The sequence below is a fragment of the Pseudomonas fluorescens genome, from assembly GCF_900636825.1.
GTDB lineage: Bacteria > Pseudomonadota > Gammaproteobacteria > Pseudomonadales > Pseudomonadaceae > Aquipseudomonas > Aquipseudomonas fluorescens_BG.
Window position 1 is genome coordinate 3,601,275 of record NZ_LR134318.1, and the last position, 16,193, is coordinate 3,617,467.

15 protein-coding genes are annotated in these 16,193 nt (G+C 60.0%); 7 read left to right on the forward strand and 8 right to left on the reverse strand.

The genetic code is table 11. The features are described 5' to 3' along the window. Positions 1–201: 201 nt before the first annotated feature. Entirely contained in the window at positions 202–1,044 is an 843-nt protein-coding gene (locus EL257_RS16240) for a helix-turn-helix transcriptional regulator (RefSeq protein WP_126364312.1), read from the forward strand. Between the two features lie 75 nt (positions 1,045–1,119). Here EL257_RS16240 and EL257_RS16245 read toward each other — a convergent pair whose 3' ends face one another. The 4 genes from EL257_RS16245 to EL257_RS16260 form a co-directional block, all read right to left on the reverse strand. Then, positions 1,120–1,707, reverse strand: coding sequence for a LysE family translocator (locus EL257_RS16245; RefSeq protein WP_126364314.1), 588 nt, complete (start codon positions 1,705–1,707; stop codon positions 1,120–1,122). 234 nt (positions 1,708–1,941) lie between these two features. Beyond that, positions 1,942–4,179 (reverse strand): ATP-binding protein, encoded by a 2,238-nt coding sequence (locus EL257_RS16250; RefSeq protein ID WP_126364316.1) that lies wholly within the window; start codon positions 4,177–4,179, stop codon positions 1,942–1,944. Then, positions 4,176–4,790, reverse strand: coding sequence for a biliverdin-producing heme oxygenase (locus tag EL257_RS16255; protein ID WP_126364318.1), 615 nt, complete (start codon positions 4,788–4,790; stop codon positions 4,176–4,178). The genes EL257_RS16250 and EL257_RS16255 overlap by 4 nt, the downstream gene beginning before the upstream one ends. Positions 4,791–4,974: 184 nt before the next feature. Further along, entirely contained in the window at positions 4,975–5,394 is a 420-nt protein-coding gene (locus EL257_RS16260) for a VOC family protein (RefSeq protein WP_126364320.1), read from the reverse strand. A 108-nt stretch (positions 5,395–5,502) separates the two neighbouring features. Here EL257_RS16260 and EL257_RS16265 point away from each other — a divergent pair, with 108 nt between their 5' ends. Next, on the forward strand, positions 5,503–6,585 hold the full coding sequence (locus tag EL257_RS16265) for a bifunctional transcriptional activator/DNA repair enzyme AdaA (RefSeq protein ID WP_126364322.1): 1,083 nt from the start codon (positions 5,503–5,505) through the stop codon (positions 6,583–6,585). A gap of 110 nt (positions 6,586–6,695) precedes the next feature. After that, a complete protein-coding gene (locus EL257_RS16270; RefSeq protein WP_126364324.1) occupies positions 6,696–7,313 on the forward strand; it encodes a DNA-3-methyladenine glycosylase family protein in 618 nt (205 codons plus the stop codon). Between the two features lie 18 nt (positions 7,314–7,331). Here EL257_RS16270 and EL257_RS16275 read toward each other — a convergent pair whose 3' ends face one another. After that, positions 7,332–8,705, reverse strand: coding sequence for a hypothetical protein (locus tag EL257_RS16275; protein ID WP_232013025.1), 1,374 nt, complete (start codon positions 8,703–8,705; stop codon positions 7,332–7,334). Positions 8,706–8,953: 248 nt separating this feature from the next. Between EL257_RS16275 and EL257_RS16280 the strand changes: the two genes are divergently transcribed. After that, positions 8,954–9,442: a GFA family protein gene (locus EL257_RS16280; RefSeq protein WP_126364326.1), complete on the forward strand. Its 489-nt coding sequence runs from the start codon at positions 8,954–8,956 to the stop codon at positions 9,440–9,442. A 108-nt stretch (positions 9,443–9,550) separates the two neighbouring features. On the opposite strand, the gene EL257_RS16285 is transcribed toward EL257_RS16280, so the two are convergent. Next, complete coding sequence (locus tag EL257_RS16285; RefSeq protein ID WP_126364328.1) at positions 9,551–10,171, reverse strand: TetR/AcrR family transcriptional regulator; 621 nt, start codon at positions 10,169–10,171, stop codon at positions 9,551–9,553. 146 nt (positions 10,172–10,317) lie between these two features. Here EL257_RS16285 and copC point away from each other — a divergent pair, with 146 nt between their 5' ends. Next, a complete protein-coding gene (gene copC / locus EL257_RS16290; protein WP_126364330.1) occupies positions 10,318–10,680 on the forward strand; it encodes a copper homeostasis periplasmic binding protein CopC in 363 nt (120 codons plus the stop codon). A 3-nt stretch (positions 10,681–10,683) separates the two neighbouring features. Further along, positions 10,684–11,541, forward strand: coding sequence for a copper homeostasis membrane protein CopD (gene copD, locus EL257_RS16295; RefSeq protein WP_126364332.1), 858 nt, complete (start codon positions 10,684–10,686; stop codon positions 11,539–11,541). Between the two features lie 66 nt (positions 11,542–11,607). Here copD and EL257_RS16300 read toward each other — a convergent pair whose 3' ends face one another. Together EL257_RS16300 and EL257_RS16305 are read right to left on the reverse strand one after the other, a co-directional pair. Continuing rightward, positions 11,608–12,750 (reverse strand): HlyD family secretion protein, encoded by a 1,143-nt coding sequence (locus EL257_RS16300; RefSeq protein WP_126364334.1) that lies wholly within the window; start codon positions 12,748–12,750, stop codon positions 11,608–11,610. Next, positions 12,750–14,402 carry an MFS transporter gene (locus EL257_RS16305; RefSeq protein WP_126364336.1) on the reverse strand — a complete coding sequence of 551 codons (1,653 nt, stop codon included), beginning with the start codon at positions 14,400–14,402 and terminating at the stop codon, positions 12,750–12,752. The genes EL257_RS16300 and EL257_RS16305 overlap by 1 nt, the downstream gene beginning before the upstream one ends. 318 nt (positions 14,403–14,720) lie before the next feature. Between EL257_RS16305 and EL257_RS16310 the strand changes: the two genes are divergently transcribed. Then, on the forward strand, positions 14,721–16,016 hold the full coding sequence (locus EL257_RS16310) for an OprD family porin (RefSeq protein ID WP_126364338.1): 1,296 nt from the start codon (positions 14,721–14,723) through the stop codon (positions 16,014–16,016). Positions 16,017–16,193 lie beyond the last annotated feature (177 nt).

Here is a 16,193-nt window from a genome sequence, read left to right on the forward strand (position 1 = left end):
GGTGATATTCAGGCGGTTGGCAGATTCACGTCGACTCAGGCCAGGATTCGTCCTTTTGACTCCGCAACAAGTCATTTTGACTCTTTCAGCGCAACGGTTTCGGTTGCTCAAGAAGAAGAAATACGACATCGCTGAACTTGAGCGGGCGTTTGCCGGCGGCAGCTAATACACTGGCGCACAGGTCTGCCGGGAATCAAAACAATGAAACATGCCGCCGCCAAGAACCCTGACAAAGCCCCGCGTTTCTGGCGCGATGACGCCCTGCCCTTCATCGAGGCGCGGGCCATCGCCGATGGCCGTGACGTCTGCTACGCAGCGCATTCCCATGCGCACTTTTCCATAGGCGCGATTACCGCCGGGCGCAGCACTTACGTGCATGAGCAGGCGCAGTTCGAAGTGTCGGCGGGCACCGTGGTGCTGATGAATCCGGGGGACGTCCACGCCTGCAATCCGATCGACGATCTGCCATGGTCGTATGTGATGCTCTACGTCGAAACGCCTTGGCTGACGGATCTGCAGCATCAATTGGGATTCGGAGCGGACTCGACGTTTCGCCGGTTTTCAACTTCTCACCTTGATGACGCAACGTTGTTTGCCGATCTGCAACGGCTCTACGCGACTTTGGTAGACGACGAGCAGGATATCCTGGGCAAAACCGGCGCCGCCGTGGAGTTTTTCAGCGACCTGCAAGTGCGGTTGAACCCCGCGCAGACTCCTCAGCGCGAGCCCAACTTCAAGCTGGAACGCGCCGCCGACTACATCCGTGAACATTGCACTCACGTGCTGCGCCTCGAGGACATCTGCGCAGAGGCGCAGTTGTCGCCGTCCTATCTTGTTCGCGCCTTCAAACAACGTTACGCAATGACGCCCCACGCTTTTCTCATCAACCAACGCATTCAATTTGCCCGCGGCCGTCTGCGCGACGGCCATCTGATCGCTGACGTTGCACTTGAGGCGGGATTCGCTGATCAGGCGCATTTTCAACGGGTATTCAAACAGCATCTGGCGGCGACGCCCGGGCAGTATCGCGCTACGACAATCTGATTGACGCCTTGCCGCTTGGCAGGAGATTTATCGCTGGAGTCGACCCATCCTTGAAAGCGTGACGGAATCGACCATTCAGGCCATGATCAGATATGCCGCGCTCACCACCAACAGTCCCGCCATCACGCGGTTGAACAGGCGCATGCCCTGCGCGTTGGTCAAATACCCCCGCAAGAATGTCCCGGCGTAAGCCCAACACCCCACCGACAAATAGCAGATCACCAGATACACCGCGGCGAACTGCCAGACCAACCGCGCCTCGCCGTCGGCAACGAACGCGCCCATGCCGGCAATGCACGCCAGCCAGGCTTTGGGGTTGAGCCATTGCATCAGCGCGCCGTGAAGCATTGACGGGGCTCGCGCTGAGTCGCTCGTATTCAACTGGCCGTTATCGATGGCCAATTTCCACGCCATGAACAGCAGGAACACCACCCCCGCCAGTTGCACGACCCGCGTCATGAACGGCCATAATTTCAGAACTTCGTGCAAGCCCAGGCCCATCAACACCAGCAACAACACAAAGCCCAGGGTTGCGCCGGCAACATGGCGCTGGCTGGCGCGAAAACCAAACTGCGCGCCAGCACTCAACGCCACGATATTCACTGGCCCGGGCGTAATCGACGCTGCCAAGGCAAACGCCGCCATCGAAACAATCAGACTCATCGCACACCTGCTTCAAATCAAGGAACAAGGCGCCCACGGTATCCGGCGCCTGCTCCATGGTATTGAAGAAAATGCCCCTGGCTCACACAGTGGGCTGCGGCAAGCCGCGATGTCGGGAACAGCGGAAAAACCTGTGGGAGCCAGCCCTGCTGGCGATGGCGGTGGACCAAGCGCTGGAGATGCCGCCTGAATGGCGCGCTCATCAGCAAGTCGGTTTCCACAGGTTGTACGGAATCAGTCCAGGCGCGGCACGGTGAAGCGGAATTCGCTGCCGCGTCCCGGTTCGCTCTCGGCGACGATGCGCCCGCCATGGGCTTCGACGATGCCCTGGGTGATGTATAAACCCAGTCCGGAACCGGTCGGATTGCCCTCCTTAACCGTCCAGTAACGGTCGAACACATGCGGCAGGTTTTCCTTCGGTATACCCTCGCCGCTATCGCGCACGGTGAAGACGATCTCGTCACCCACGGAGGTGGCGTGAACCCCCACCGAGCCCAGACGCGGGGTGAATTTGATCGCATTTCCGACCAGATTCGACAGCACTTGAAACAGCCGCTCGGGATCGGCGTCAATGCGCAGGTCCGGATCGGCCTCAAAGGAAATGCTGATGTCCTTGTCCTGCGCCAGCGGGGTCAGCAGCGATTGCGCCTCTTCGAATATCTGGCCGACATCGAGCTTCTGCCGGGTGATGACGTAGCGTCCGGCATCGATTTTCGAGGTATCGAGCAAATCATCCAGCAGCGTGCTCATCCGCCCGGCGGCCTGTTGCATGGTGTCGATCGCCGTGGAAATCCTCCGCGAGGTATGCGCACCGTCGGAGCTGAACGCCTTCTGCAGCATGCCGCAGAGCATCGAAATCACCGTCATCGGGTTGCGCAGGTCGTGTGAAACCACCGCCACCAGATCGTCACGCGCGCGCACCGCTTCCTGCTCGCGACGCACCTGACGCGCCAGATCATTTTCCAGCGCCGAACGCCGCAGATCGTTGGCTGCGAACAGATCGCCGTGGTTCCACTTGGTGGAAATTCCGGCCATCTCGACCTTCCAGATTTCAAACGACGTGCGCGGCCGCAGGCGCAGGCCGGCGTCGGAATTTTCCAGATCCAGCGGTTTGTGCGGGTCGCCGCTCCAGTTGATGCTCTCCCTCACCTCCGGGCGAAACCACAGCACACCGTTCTCGACCGGTTTGGGCAGGCTCATGGCGAGCACGCCACTGGCCACCGTCTGATAGGCGGCGGCCGGCGGATAAACGCTGGCCAGATGATGACTGGCAAACACCGGCTCGCCGCGCTCTTGCAGCCATTTGTGCAGGGCGCGAATCTGTTCCGGCTCCGGGCAGTTGCCGAAGCGGTGAAGTTGCTTGTCTTCGATGATCGCGATGCCACCCGCACGGGTCAGCGCCATCAGCACTTGCGGCTGGCCGGCGAGACCGTCGAAGACATTTTGTGGCGAATCGATCATCGCCTGATTGAGCAACGCCAGCGCGTCGACTTTTTCCTCGCGCTGACGGGTGAGTTCCAGCGCTTCCATCGCGCTGATCTGCAAGGACAGCACCTGACCGATGGTCTGGCACGCCGAGCGCAATTCATGCGGGACGTGCAGCGGCTGGCGGTTGCCACAACTGATCAAGCCCCACAGTTTGTCGCCCTTGAGCAACGAAATGCTCATCGACGAGAGCACGCCCATGTTTTTCATGTACTGACAGTGAATCGGCGACACGCTGCGCAGGGTCGCGAAACTCAGATCCAGCGGTGTCTGCGTGTCAGGGCGCAAGGTCGGCACCAGCGGCACTGGCTGGTAATCGGCGTTGGGGATGATCCGCAACCAGTTGGTGCGGTACAGCTCGCGCGCTTGCTCGGGAATGTCCGAAGCCGGGAAGAACAGCCCGTTGAACACTTCCATCGACGGGTCGGAGGCTTCGGCGATCACCTGACCGTGGCCCTCCTCTTCGAAGCGGTAGATCAGCACCCGGTCGTAACCGGTCATCGCCTGGATTTCCTGGACGCTGATGTCGTACAGCGCCTGCAGCGTGGTAGCCGCTTGCAGGCGTTGAAGCATGCGCCCCAGATGAGTGTTGATGCCGGCGACGTTGCGCGGCTGGAAATTGTCGACGTGGATTTCCAGCTCGAGAATCAACACGCCTTGATGACGGTGAAGCAAGCCTTCAAATGTCGTGCCGTTGAGCTTGAAACGCAGCGGTGGCGTATCGGACAGCGCCGGTTGCTGCAAGGCTTCGCGTAGGGCTTCGGTGTGGGCGTCGCCGATCAGGCTTTGCAGCGGCTGACCGATCAGAGCCTGCGGCGCGCGGTCGAGCAGGTTTTCGACGTTCGCGCTGACCTGAATGATTTCCAGCGCCGGCTCGCTCAGGGTCAACAGCAAGCCGTGAGGCTGGATCGCACCGGGGAATCGAATCGGCTCGTCAGCACAGTTGGCCAGCAATTCTTCAAAGGCTTGTTTGTCATGCGGTGTCATGCCAGTACCTCCTGGCTTTCGAGCCAGCGCTCGAAACAGCTGAATGTGGTGTGTGCGGCGCTGACTACGGCCGCGCGTTCAGCGGCGTCCAGGGAGCGGTTGCTCAAGTATTCGATGAAGTCGCGCCAGCGACGGCCGGTGGCGGCGCCGTAGACATCGAGAAACGCGGCGCCGTTGTCGACATCCAGCGCCAGCCGAGCGGCGATTTCCCGGCGCAGAATCTGTCCGCCCAGGGTCGCGCCCTCCAAAACGTACAACACACCGAGGCACGCAGCAGCGCTGTCTATCAGCGGCAACTGCGTGCAGATCGGCAGGCGTTGCAGGCTATCGGCCGGGATGCCCAGGGCTTGCAGGTCGCGTCGCAGCGTGGCTGTTTTCAGACGGGGCGCCAGATCGAAGTCGGCAGGAACGGCAGCGCTTTGCTGCAACGCTTGCTCCAGCGGCTGATAAAAGCCGTAATAGGCTTGCATCAGCTGTTTGAAAAAGGCGTTATCAAGGGTATCGGAAAAAAAAGGAAGGCGTTTTTCCAGTGCGATGTGCAGTTCGGCAGTGCCGGCTCGCAGATCTTGCAGCACCGGTGGCACATAAACCTCACGGGCCTTTGCTTGCATGTAGATCGCTCTTGGTGGGGCCGACTGGGGCCATTCGGGGTTGGAAACGCTGGAACGAATTTATCACGGCAACACACCGAAACTGACCCGACAGAAGCTTTTTCTGTCGATCACGAGACGCTCTGACGGGTTCAGAGTTTCAAAATATCCGAAAAGTTCGACCAGACGTTAGCTCGCCACGACGTCAGGTCTGGATTTCGCACGGACCTTTGAGCTCGACCTGATTGCCGTCCGGGTCCATGCAGTACAACGACAGGCCGTAACCCTCAGCGCCGAAACGCCTGGCGGCTTTATCGACGTGCAGGCCGAAGCGTTGCAGGTGCTCGACCAGCGCCGCTTCATCGAACGGTTCGATGCGCAGGCAGAAGTGATCGACATTCCGCCCTTCGGCGCCGGCGCCGCTTCCGCCCTGGCGCCCGAGTTGGCCTTGCAGGTCGACCAGATCGATCATCGAGGTCCCGGCGCGCAGGTGCACCAGGCCCAGCGGTTCGTTGCGCCTGACCACCTCGGCGCCGAACACCTGATTGTAGAATTCGATGCTGCGCTGCAGATCCTTGACCCGCAGGACGATGTGATCAATGTGTTGAACGGTGAACGGTTGCATGGCTTCGAGCCCTCTCGGTCAGCGACCCGCTCATTGTGGTGCAATACGAAAAAATTCACTGTCGATTTTTCGGTGGAGCTATCGAGGATCCGGTTTTAACCTCAGCCCATGAACATACGAACCGTTGCCCTGCCCCCACACGCCGAGATGGTTCGCGCCATGCTTGAGCGCGACACCGCCTACGAAGGCGTATTCTTCACGGCGGTGAAAACCACCGGGATCTTCTGCCGCCCCAGTTGCACGGCGCGCAAGCCTAAACCGGAGAACGTTGAGTTCTTCGCCCATGCCGACGATTGTCTGTCCGCCGGCTATCGCGCCTGTTTGCGTTGCAAGCCGCTGGACGCCGCTGCCATCGCCCCGGATTGGGTGCAACGCTTACTCGACGCGGTCGAGGCCGAGCCTGAGGTGCGCTGGAGCGATGCACAATTGCTCACCCAAGGCATTGAGCCGCTGAAACTGCGGCGCTGGTTCAAACAGCATTTCGGCATGACCTTCCACGCCTGGCTGCGCACGCGGCGTCTGGGCGTGGCGCTGGGCGGCATCAAACTGGGCACGTCGATCGATCACGCCGCATTCGATTCAGGTTATGAATCCCTGAGTGGTTTTCGAGATGCGTTTCAGAAGTCGTTCCATACCACGCCGGGCCGCGCTGCGCAGAGCGAGCCGCTGCTGTTCACCCGCCTGACCACGCCGCTGGGCCCGATGATCGCCATGGCCGAACGCCGAGGTCTGGTGTTGCTGGAGTTTCTCGACCGGCCGGCGTTGACGCGCGAGCTCGAAGAACTGCAAAAACGCTACGGCTACGTAGTGGCCCCGGGGCACAACAGCCATTTGCAGCAGATTGACCAGCAACTGGCGGCTTACTTCGCCGGCACGCTCAACGAGTTCAGCGTGCCGCTGCACCTGCCCGGCAGCGAATTCGCCCGCCAGGTCTGGTCGGCGCTGCTGCAAATTCCGTATGGCCACACCAGCACTTACAGCGCCCTCGCGGCAGGCCTCGGTAAGCCTGGCGCCAGTCGCGCCGTGGGCTTGGCCAATGGCCGCAATCGTCTGTCAATCGTGGTGCCGTGCCATCGCGTCATCGGCGCAGACGGCTCGCTGACCGGTTATGGTGGCGGGCAACCGCGCAAGGCGTTCCTGCTGCGCCTGGAAAACGCCGCGGTGCAGTTAACGCAATCGCTGGCGTTCTAAGCGTCCAAATCATCAACCAGAAGGGATTTCGATGACCATCCTCGATACAGATTTTCAGGGTGCCACCCAGGTTTCCGGCGGTGACGAAGTCAACGGCTTGTTGAAATAGCATGGGCGAACGCTATCGAGCGGCCCGCGAATTTTTAGCTGCTCTCGATCCCGACTGGCAGCAGCACATCGCGGCTGTCGGTCCTTGCCTGCATCAGCCCCACCCCGCACGCGAACCCTATGAGGCGTTGGTGCGGGCAATTGCTTATCAGCAACTGCATGCCAAGGCTGGCGACGCGATTGTCGGCCGCTTGGTGGCGATGTTCCCCGGGCAGTCATTCCCCAGTCCCGAACAGATCCTCGCCACTGACTTCGAACAGATGCGCCGTTGCGGCTTTTCCGCCAGTAAAGTCACGACCATCCAGGGCATCGCTCAGGCCAGGCTCGACGGTGTCGTCCCGGATTACACCACCGCGCTAAGCATGGATGACGAAGCGTTGATCGAACGTTTGGTCAGCCTGCGCGGCATCGGCCGCTGGACCGTGGAGATGCTGTTGATCTACAGCCTTGAGCGCATGGACATTCTGCCTGCCGATGACTTCGGTGTACGCGAAGGTTATCGCCGCCTGAAAAACCTGGAAAAACAACCCACCCGCAAACAAATGATTGCCATTGGGAATGCCTGGAAGCCGTATCGCACAGTGGCCGCGTGGTATCTGTGGCGGGTGCCTGCACGCTGAACGCAGCATGGCGAGCCATCAACGCCCGAAGACCCAGGACATCTCCTCATCCGTGTAGTCGTAATCCATGCGCAATTCCGCTCCTGCCGGAATGTCTTCGGTGGCGAACACCGCCGTCAACACGTATGGCTTGGTCACCGGTGAATCGCCGATCAACAGTTCCGCGTGAATATTGAATGCGACGGGCTCGACGTTGAAACCTGTGCGCGATTGGCGAACGGGTTTGCCTGCCTCGTTGTATTCGAAATTGGAGTTGATACGGGAGATTGCATTGTCCCCCACGACGACCAGCCGCTCAGGGATCAGGTGCCCTGGGCCATATTGGAAGGTTTGCCCGACGTACATGGTGAAGGTCTGCTCCGAGCGCGGTACGTATTTCAGCGGCATGACCGTACCGCCATACACGCCAATAGCCTCACCTTTGGCGATCCTTCGATTGGCCGCGACCATCATCTGCCCGATCAGCGTGTGCTCTTGCGGCACTTTGGCATCGGCGGAGGTGAATCGTCGGACCTCGAGTTTTTCCTCATAGAGCCTGCCGACTTCGTCAAATCCCTCGAAGCGGATATAAGGCTTGATGTCGGCGGCAAGGTAGCTGATTTCCGAAACAGAGGTCACTCTGGAATCGATCTTGCGGATGCGAATGGGCCGACCTCGGGTGTCCCTGAGTGGGTAACGACCGTTATTGGCGCGGTTGTACGAGCCCGGTCGATTGTCACGGAAGTTGAAACTCGGTGGCTGACGCATGTGAGCCAGTTCCATCGACGTATAGGGCGCGATCGGCATCGATTCGGACGCCATATGAAAGACGTCTTCCGAATCGCCCGACTCCATATCCCGCGCCTCGGGCTGCCGGGCTTCGCTGCCCTCTTCGGTGGCAGAGCGATAGATCGTGGCGTCGGATTCTTCCAGTGCGCGCCAGAAACGGCTGTCCGGATTGCTTACCAGGACCGGGCCGGAGGGGGTCGATTCGCTGGCCAGTCTGGCGCGCAGCAAGCCGGTATGCGGATCAATGCCGACCTGCACGAATCCGCCCATTACCTCAGCAAACTGACGCCCTTGATAGACTCTGAATCCCTGCGCATCGACGTCGGGCAGGTGAATGCCGGACGGAATTCGGTAAAACTTCAGGGTTCGTGTTCGCGGTACGGAGGTCGCGACAGCGGGCGTCACCGCGTCGCCAATCGAGACCGCAGCGGTCCAGGTCTGCGCAACTTCCGTCTGCGGTGCCCGGCTGACCGGCGGTATGTCCGGCATCGGCATGGCAGGCAAGGCAGGCGGATCGATAGACGGCGTACCGATCGGTCGTAGGTTAGGCGCACCGTCGGGGCGTGAGGAGTGTGCATGAACGTCGACAGAGACAGTGCCTTTGACAGGCGTTTTGTTTCCCATGATTCATTCATCCTTGAATGGCTATTGTTGGAGCATCGTGAGATGTCCGGCGACGTGAAAAGTACCACTCGCCTGAACCGGCTGCTCCCCCGCAACCAATACAAAATACGTCGCCGGGAGGGCTCGAAATGCGCATCTGAATCAGCAGAATGCCCGGATCAATTGCACCCCGCGCCGATACCGTCAGCACAAACACCTCACGTGTTCTAGGCTGAACCAGACCCATCCAGCCAAACCGGAGGCTCACCATGCACCTCGAAGGTTCCTGCCATTGCGGCGCCGTGACATTCACCCTCGCCAGCGCCCATCCCTATCCGTATCAACGCTGCTACTGCTCGATCTGCCGCAAGACCCAGGGCGGTGGCGGCTTTGCGATCAACCTCGGTGGCGACGCAACCACGCTCAAAGTCCAGGGCCGCAAACACATCACGGTCTACCACGCGAAGATGAAAAGTGAAGGTGACCAACGTGCCCATCGCAGCAGCAGCGAACGGCACTTCTGTTCCCTTTGCGGCAGCGGCTTATGGCTGTTCAGCCCTGAATGGCCGGAGCTGATCCATCCGTTTGCCTCCGTCATCGACACCCCACTGCCCGTACCGCCGGAGCACACGCATTTGATGCTTGGCTCGAAAGCGCCGTGGGTTGAAGTCGACGCCAAGCCGCAAGACAAACAGTTCGATGTCTATCCCGAAGAATCGATTGCTCAGTGGCATGAGCGGTTGGGATTAGTGAAGTAAGCCGGTTTCATGCTGCATCGGATGGCCCCAGGGCCAACACGGCCAGCGGCCACAGGGTCAGTGACAGCGAGTCCTGCCAGCGACGGGTCGGCAGGTTTACCGAGATTGTCAGGGCTCCAACCCGATCCCGCGCAGGATCACGCTGGTCACCGACTGCACTGCACGCTCGAACTGCATGTCTGACAATGGCTGGTGATCGTTGAGAATATTCACCTGATGATCGAAGTCGGCATAGTGCTGCGTCGACGCCCAGATCATGTAGAGCAGGCTCGACGGTTCCACCGGCAGAATCCGTTTGTCCTCGACCCATTGGCGGATCTTCGCCTCTTTCATTTTCGCCCAGTCATACAGGCTGACATCCAGCGCCTCGCCCAAGGTCGGTGCGCCGTGGATGATTTCATTCGCCCAGACTTTCGAGCCGTACGGTCGGCTGCGCGAGTGATTCATTTTGGCGCGAATATAGCTGCTCAACACCACGCGCGGATCATCGAACATCTCAAAGCACAACGCGTCCTGCTTCCACACTTCCAGCAGATCAAACAGCACCGCGCTATACAGTTCGCTCTTGGTGCTGAAGTAATAATGCAAATTGGAACGCGGCAGCTGCACTTCGGCAGCGATGTCGGCCATGGCGGTGCCGGCGAAACCTTTTTCGGCGAAGACTTTTTCCGCCGCCAGAAGGATTTTTTCGACGTTACTGCGACGAATCTCGATCTTGTGATTGCCCATGTGGGCTCCCTGACTACAAGGTCGTTCAAGACTAGCATCCGCTCAGGCACGCGGGCGACCGATGAAAACGAAACTTCGTACAGACGCGCCCGGATGCGGTTGAGTAAACTGGCCGCCTCTTCGATTCTGCCTCAGAGGTCTTTGCGATGCTGTTCAAGAACACCCTGACCACCGCTGCCCTGCTCGCCTCGCTGCTCACCGCCTCTTCGGCGTTTGCGCACGCCCACCTGAAAAGCCAGACCCCTGCCGCCGACAGTACCGTCGCCGCTGCGAGTGAATTGCGCCTGACCTTTTCCGAAGGCGTCGAAGCCGGGTTCACCAAGGTCATCCTGACCAGGAACGGCGCTCCGGTCGCCATAAAAGAGCCCACCACCGATGCCGACAAGAAAACCCTGATTGTTCATCCTGCCGAACCGTTGACCGCCGGCGAATACAAGGTGGAGTGGCACGCGGTATCAGTCGACACGCACAAGAGCGAAGGCGCCTATCAGTTCAAGGTTGGCCAGTAATTCATGAGTGAAGCGCTGGTGCTGTGCCGCTTTGTGCATTTCGCCGCAGTGCTGATGCTGTTCGGCGCCTGGCTCTTCAGGCCGCTGCTGCTCAAGGAACCGGCGCTGCACGCGGACCGGGGACTGGCGCGGCTGACCCGCTGGCTGACCGCCATTGCACTGGTCAGCGGCATCCTCTGGACGCTGTTGATCACGGCAAGCATGGCCGGTTCGGTGCCGGCCGCTTTCGACCCGACCATCGTCGCGCAGGTGCTGAGCGAAACGTCGTTCGGTCAGGTATGGCGTTGGCATTTACTGATCAACGCGGCGTTGTTGGCGTTGCTGTTCACGCCGTACCGTTCGCGCCTGCCGCTGCGATTGGGCTTGAGCGGTATGCTGTTGGCAACGCTGGCCCCGGTCGGGCATGGCGCGATGCTCGATGGGTTGAGTGGGCAATTGCTCGTGCTCAACCAGATCGTCCACCTGACCTGCGTAGCCGCATGGCTGGGCGGTTTGTTGTTGCTGGTGATGATCCTGCGTGAGCCGAGCGAGCCCCTGCGTCAAATCCTGCAGCGCTTCAGTGGAGTCGGTTACGTACTGGTCGCCGGCCTGCTGATCAGCGGTTTGATCAACGTCCGGATGTTGACCGGCCAATGGTGGCCGACACCGATGTTCAGCGGCTTTGCCCTGATTTTGCTGATCAAGGCGATGATGGTGTTGGGAATGCTGGGTTTGGCGTTGTTCAATCGCTTGCGCACGGACGATTGCGAACTGCGCCTGGGATCTCTGCGGCGTAGCGTGATGCTCGAGTGGCTGCTGGGGGTTGGCGCCGTTGCCGCCGTTTCACTGCTTGGCACACTGCCCCCAATGATCGCCGTCTGAAAATCAAAACATTGCAGCCTGCATGAGTGATCTGTAGGAGCTGCCGCAGGCTGCGATCTTTTGACCTTAATGATGCTGGGTATCGCCCGCCGCAGTATCAATACTGACCACCACCGACATCCCCGGGCGCAGCCGCTCTTCCTCTTGCTGATCGGGGTCGATGGTGATCCGCACCGGCACCCGCTGGGAAATCTTGACGAAATTGCCAGTCGCGTTATCCGCTTGCAACAGGGCAAATTCGGAACCGGTCCCCGGTGAAATATGCTGCACATGGCCGGTGAATTTGCGGTGATTCAGGGCATCGACGGTGAAACGCACCGGCTGCCCGACCCGCACGTTGTCCATCTGGGTTTCTTTCATGTTGGCGATCACCCATTTCTGATCCGGCACCAACGCCATCAACTGCGCTCCGGAATTGACGTACGCGCCAAGGCGCACGCCGATCTGCCCGAGCTGGCCGTCGCGCGGCGCGACGATGCGCGTGTTCGACAGATCGATCCGCGCCAATTGCACCGCCGCTTCAGCGCTGGCGACTGCCGCTTCCAGCGAACCGCGATTGACGATCACCGTTTGCAGATCCTGACGAGCGATTTCCAGATTGGCCTTGGCCTGCGCCACCGCCGCTGTGCTCTGCGCATTGGCGGCGAGGGTTATATCGAACTCGCGTTTGGACACCGAACCGTCGCGCACCAGGTCTTGGTTGCGGCGCAGATCTGCCTCGCTTTTGCGTAATTGCGCTTCGCTGTCGGCCAATACTGCCTGACGCAACTTGATCGTCGCCTCGGCACTGTTGCGCTGTTGTACCACGTTGGCCAGCCCGGCTTTTTGCACCGCCAGTTGCGCCAGCGACTGGTCGAGGCGTTGCTGATAAATACGATCATCCAGGCGCACCAGCAGATCGCCGGCCTTTACGTACTGGAAATCCTGCACCGGCACTTCAAACACATATCCGCTGAGCTGCGGGCCGATGATCGTGACCTGCCCGCGTATCAAAGCGTTTTCAGTGGTTTCGACCGCGCTGCTGAACGGTGGCAACTGCCACGCATACAGGACGATCAACACGCCGACCAAGGCGATCGCTGCGAAGCCCAGCGAAGAAATGATCCGCACCCGCAGTGAACGCGGCTCGGTATTGGGCGACGACGGCGGCGCCTCGCCCTCGGGCGTGGCGGCAATGGCGTTGGTGGTTGTGGTGGTCGGTTCGGTCATCAAGAAGTGGCGCCGCTGGAAGGAACGGTAGGTGTCGGTTCGACGGTTTTGGTGGTGCTCATCAGCCACAGCGCCCGGATCGAAATCCAGATCATCGTCAGCACTGCAATCACCGCGATTAGCATGAAGACATCGTTATAGGCCAACACGTTCGCTTCGCGCGTGGCGGCATTGGCCAGGCTGCGAATGCCGGCCAGATTGCGCAGGCTCGGGTCGGCGAGCAGCGACCCGAACGCTGACCCGCCGCTTTGCACGCGCGCGGCAACAAGCGGATCGGACATCACCAGGTGGTCGACGATATGGCTGGAATGAAACTTCTCGCGCACGATCTGGAACGTACCCAGCAGTGCCGCGCCGAGCAGTCCGCCGAGGTTGTTGCAGATCCCGAAGAGCACCGAAAAACTCACCAGATTGCGCGGATTGGTCAGCACGTTGCGCGTGCCCAGCACCATGGTCGGGCCGAGAAAAAACGTGCTGCCGAACGCCAGCAGAAACTGACTGAAATACAGGTTCTGAGGGCGGGTCAGGTTGTTGGAAAAACTGTCCATCACCGAACCGGTAGCCATCAACGCCAACGAGATGATCAGCGGCATCAACAGATGTTTCGGGTTGATCGTCAGCGCGCTGGTCGCCAGCCCGGCGACGCTGCCTAATAGCATGACCACGTACAAACTGTGCAATTGCTGACTGCTCATGTTGAGGTTCTGCATGAAGCCGACGGCACCGGTGGACTGCTCGGAGGTGACCATGCGAATCAGCACCACCGCCAACGCCAGCCGCACCATCGCCCCGCTGCCCAGCCAGCGGGTCATCAACATCGGGTTGCTACGGTTATGCTCGATGGCCAGACCCATGATGATCAGCGCGATCGAACAGGCCAGGGCCACGCCAATCCAGTCCGCCTCCAGCCACCAATCGATGCGCCCCAGCGAGAGCACCGCGCAGAGCAGCGCGACCCCCGTCGCGAGAATCGCGAAGGTGAGGAAATCGAGTTTCTCAAAGGTCTTGAAGCGATCACCCGGCGGTAACTTCAGCAGCAGAACACAGCCGAGCGACAGCAGCGCCATGCCCAATTCGAACAGATACAAGCCACGCCATTCGGCGATTTGCAGCAGGTCTTCGGAGAACAGCCGCGCCAGCGGAAGCGCCAGTTGTGAGGTGCCGAGGCCGAGCACCAGCGCCTTTAACCGCCACTTTGCCGGGAACGCTTGAACCATGTAATACAGGCCCAGCGAACTGAGCGCCGCGCCGACCATGCCGTGGGCCGCACGCACCGCCACCGCTGAATTCAAGTCGTTGACGAACAAGTGGCCGAACGTCACCAGCGCATACAACACCAGAAACACTTCGGTGAATGCGCGCAAGCCGAACTGCTGGCGAAACTTCACCAGCAGCAGGTTCATCGATACGTTGGTCATCACATACGCGGCAGGCAGCCAGGCCATCTCTGCCGTAGTCGCACCGAGCGAGCCTTGCAGATAAGGCAGGTTGGCAACCACCAGCGAATTCCCCAGCCCACCCGTCACTGCCACCAGTACGCCGACCGCCGCGTAAGCGAGGCGCTTGGGCGTGGAGTGCAACGGTGTCGAGGGCGAGCCGGGCAGGCTGGGCTTTTCGTGCGGTTGCCAGTGGCGCGGGGCGTATTTATCCATGGATCGGCCTGGTGCTGGGGGTGAAGGAAGTCTGCCGCATATTTCCTGGCAGCACACTTTTCGATGGACAACAAAAAACCCCGTAGGAGCTGTCGAGTGAAACGAGGCTGCGATCTTTTGATCCGTTTTTTTCAAAAGCAACATCAAAAAATCGCAGCGTCCCGCAGCTCCTACAGGGCGATCTGGGCGCGTCGCGCAGAAGGTCATCGTATAACTTCCAGTTGACAATCCCTGAAAATCTGGGAAATATCCGCATCGATGTTGTACGACGACGTATGACAAACAATAAAAACAAAAATTGATTCAGGGAGCGTCATAGTGAGCACACTCGGCTGCAATTCCGTCCGCCCTTCCCGTTTTTGCGCTATTCATCCGCGTTCTGCCCTGAGCCTGATCGGCTGCAGCAGTCTGGCCCTCGCCCTGCCGATGAGCGCCAGCGCCGAAGGCTTTCTCGATGACAGCAAAGCCACGCTGAACCTGCGCAACGCCTACTTCAATCGCAACTTCGTCAACCCGGCCAACCCACAGGGCAAGGCCGAAGAGTGGACGCAGAGCTTCATCCTCGATGCCAAATCCGGCTTCACCCAAGGCACCGTCGGCTTCGGCCTCGACATCCTCGGGCTGTATTCTCAAAAGCTCGATGGCGGCAAAGGCACCGGCGGCACGCAACTGCTGCCGATCCACGATGACGGGCGTCCGGCCGACAATTTCGGCCGTATGGGTGTGGCGCTGAAGGCGAAGGTATCCAAGACCGAATTGAAGGTCGGCGAATGGATGCCGGTGTTGCCGATCCTGCGCTCCGACGACGGCCGCTCCCTGCCCCAGACTTTTCGCGGCGGCCAGATTACTTCCACCGAGATCAACGGTCTGACCGTCTACGGCGGCCAGTTCCGCGGCAACAGTCCGCGCAACGACGCCAGCATGGAAGACATGTCAATGAACGGCCGCGGCGCGTTCACTTCGGATCGTTTCAACTTCGGCGGCGGCGAATACACCTTCAATGACAAGCGCACGCTGGTGGGCGTGTGGTACGCCGAACTCAGCGACATTTATCAGCAGCAGTATTTCAACCTCAGCCACAGCCAGCCGCTCGGCGACTGGACATTGGGTGCCAACCTCGGTTTCTTCACCGGCAAGGAAGACGGCAGCGCCCAGGCCGGCGACCTCGACAACAAGACCGCGTTCGCCATGCTCTCGGCCAAGTACGGCGGCAACACGTTCTATGTCGGCCTGCAGAAACTCACGGGCGATGACGCCTGGATGCGGGTCAACGGCACCAGCGGCGGCACCTTGGCCAACGACAGTTACAACGCCAGTTATGACAACGCCAAAGAGCGCTCCTGGCAGTTGCGCCACGACTACAACTTCGTCGCCCTCGGCGTTCCCGGCCTGACTTTGATGAACCGCTATATCAGCGGCGATAACGTTCACACCGCCAGCACCAGCGACGGCAAGGAATGGGGCCGCGAGTCGGAACTGGCCTATACCGTGCAAAGCGGTCCGCTGAAAAACCTCAACGTGAAATGGCGCAATGCGACAATCCGTCGAGACTTCAGCACCAATGAATTTGACGAGAACCGGATCTTTATCAGCTATCCGATTTCGTTGTTGTAACGGTTGGCGGCTTTACACTGTGGGAGCGAGCCTGCTCGCGAAAGCGCCAGACCAGTCGACTTGTTGTGACTGGCACACCGCCTTCGCGAGCAGGCTCGCTCCCACAAGGGAACTGCATTGCCAGACAGGTATCGGGTGTAGAGAAAATGCATCGCCCCTTCCGTCATCTACACCAAA